Genomic DNA, 2,361 nt, shown 5'->3' with positions numbered 1-2,361 from the left:
CGTTCACCGCGCAGCGCGACAAAGAGGTCACCCGGCTCCAGCGTGCGGGTATCGGTATGGACACGTGATATGGCAACTGTCGCGTCTCCCACGAGGCGCCCGCAAGGAATCCAGTCCTGTGCCTGCTGCAAGGTCATCATGGCCATGGCGTTCATGTCGGCGCCCTTTCGCCACGGTCTTGCTTCGCCCCAAGGGCCTGCAGCACGCCGAGCGCGCGGGCCTTGTCGGAAAACGGGCGACGAACGCCCGCCGTCTCCTGGTAATCCTCATGCCCCTTGCCCGCGATCAGCACGACATCATGGTCTGCTGCCTGCTCCAACGCCAGCGCAATCGCTCGGGCCCGATCCGCTTCCACCTCGACAGCGTGTCCGTCCGGCAAGCCCCGCCGGATGTCGCCAATAATGGTCATCGGCGCTTCGGAGCGCGGGTTGTCGCTGGTGATGACGATCCGGTCCGCGCCCTGCTGCGCCACGGCGCCCATCAGCGGCCGCTTGGCGGCGTCACGATCGCCGCCGCAACCGAACACCACCCAGAGACGACCCTCTCGTTGCATCGCCAACGGTCGTAACGCTTCAAGGGCTTTTTCAAGCGCATCCGGCGTATGGGCGTAGTCCACGGCGACCAGCGGTCGCCCCGGCAGCGAAAGACAATCCATGCGCCCCGGCACGGGCGGCAGCGCGCTGCAGGCCCGAACCGCTGCGCCCAACGGCACCCCCACAGCGCGCATGGCGCCCAGAACGCCCAAGAGGTTGGACACGTTGTACTGGCCGACCAGACCGGTCTGCAGTCGGTGCGTCGCATGGCCCTCGACCACGGTGAAACTCAAACCCTGCGCGTCGTAGCCCACATCGCTGGCCTGCAGGCGGGCGGGACCCCGACTGGAAACGGTCCACAGGTCGACGCCAGTGCCAGCCAGGGCGCGCACGATGCTGTCGCCCTTGGGATCGTCCATGTTGACCACGGCGGCCTGAAGGCCCGGCCAGGCAAACAGCTCGGCTTTCGCCAGCCAGTAGGCCGCCATGGAGCCGTGGTAGTCCAGATGGTCGTGGGTGAAGTTGGTGAAGATCGCCACCTTGATGCGCGTCCCGTCGAGACGACGCTCGGCCACGCCAATGGACGACGCCTCGATGGCGCAGGCCCGAAGGCCCTGTTCGACAAAGCGGCGAAACTGGCCTTGCAACAAGACCGGGTCGGGCGTCGTCATGCCCGTGGCTTCGACATCGGGAGGACAACCCGCCCCCAGCGTGCCCACCACGGCGCATGTGCGCGCGTGTGCAGCGTCCACGCTGGACAAGGCCTGCGCGAGCCACCATGCGGTGGATGTCTTCCCATTGGTCCCGGTCACGGCCAGAACATCGATCTGTTCGGAAGGCTGGCCGAAATAGAGTGAAGCCACCGGTCCTGTGGCCGCCTTGAGCGACGGATAGGCCGCCACTGCGGGGTCATCAAAGTCAAAGGCTTCGACGCCCTCGCGCTCGACCAGGCAGGCACTGGCGCCCTGACGCAAGGCCGCTTGGACAAACTGGCGGCCGTCGACCGCCGCACCGGGCCAGGCTATGAAACCGTCACCCACGCGAACCTGGCGGCTGTCGCTGCGAAGGGTGCCGGTGACCCGGCCGCCGAGCCAGTTCGCCGCTTGCGCCGGAGTGTCGAACTGAAGCATCAGAACGATTCCTCCACGGCTTGGACCACGATCTGCGGCTTGACTGCCATGTCGGGCTGCACCCCCATCATGCGCAGCGTCTGCTGGACGACCTCGCTGAACACGGGCGCTGCCACGGCACCTCCGTAGTACTGCCCGGCACTGGGCTCGTCGATCATGACCGCCACGACGATGCGCGGCTGGTCGATCGGCGCCATGCCGGTGAACCAGGACCGGTATTTGTTGCTCGCGTAGCCCTTGCCGACCTGCTTGTGGGCCGTGCCGGATTTGCCACCGACGGAATACCCCACCGTCTGAGCCTTCTGCCCCGTCCCGCCGGGCCCTGCAGCCATCTGCAGCATCTTGCGCACGGCGGCCGCGTTCTGTGGCGAGAAGACCTTCACCCCGCTGGCCGGGTCGCCACTCTTGAGCATCGTGGTCTGGATAATCTGGCCTTCGTGCGCAAAGGCGGTGTAGGAATGCGCCATCTGGAACAGCGAGGCGGACAACCCGTAGCCGTAGGCCATCGTGGCCTGTTCGATCGGCCGCCAGGTCTTCCAGGGCCGCAGGCGGCCCGTCACGGCCCCTGGGAACTGGAGCTGGGGCTTCTGGCCGTAACCCAGCGCGGTGTAGACGTCCCACATCTCGCGCGGGCTCATCTTCTGGGAGATCTTCAACGCCCCAACGTTGCTGGACTTCTGGATCACCCCTTCAACGGA

The 2,361-nt window shown here is 66.5% G+C and carries 2 protein-coding genes and 1 pseudogene; all 3 read right to left on the bottom strand.

Annotated elements, in window-relative coordinates; all coding sequences use genetic code 11:
* A pseudogene (locus tag ACMUOY_RS20000) lies at nt 1–140 on the bottom strand (UDP-N-acetylmuramoylalanyl-D-glutamyl-2, 6-diaminopimelate--D-alanyl-D-alanine ligase); the annotation flags it as partial.
* Between the two features lie 11 nt (nt 141–151).
* Nucleotides 152–1,663 carry a UDP-N-acetylmuramoyl-L-alanyl-D-glutamate--2,6-diaminopimelate ligase gene (locus tag ACMUOY_RS19995; RefSeq protein ID WP_413894491.1) on the bottom strand — a complete coding sequence of 504 codons (1,512 nt, stop codon included), beginning with the start codon at nt 1,661–1,663 and terminating at the stop codon, nt 152–154.
* A partial coding sequence (locus ACMUOY_RS19990; protein WP_413894490.1) for a penicillin-binding transpeptidase domain-containing protein occupies nt 1,663–2,361 on the bottom strand: 699 nt, incomplete at its 5' end. The genes ACMUOY_RS19995 and ACMUOY_RS19990, both read right to left, overlap by 1 nt.

This window comes from Candidatus Skiveiella danica (assembly GCF_022705245.1).
GTDB lineage: Bacteria > Pseudomonadota > Gammaproteobacteria > Burkholderiales > Burkholderiaceae_C > Skiveiella > Skiveiella danica.
This window is presented reverse-complemented; position numbering and strand designations above follow the sequence as displayed.

Coding starts and splice junctions, on each gene's coding strand:
- ACMUOY_RS19995 (WP_413894491.1), bottom strand. CDS start 1,663: ATGCTTCAGTTCGACACTCCGGCGCAAGCGGCGAACTGGCTCGGCGGC.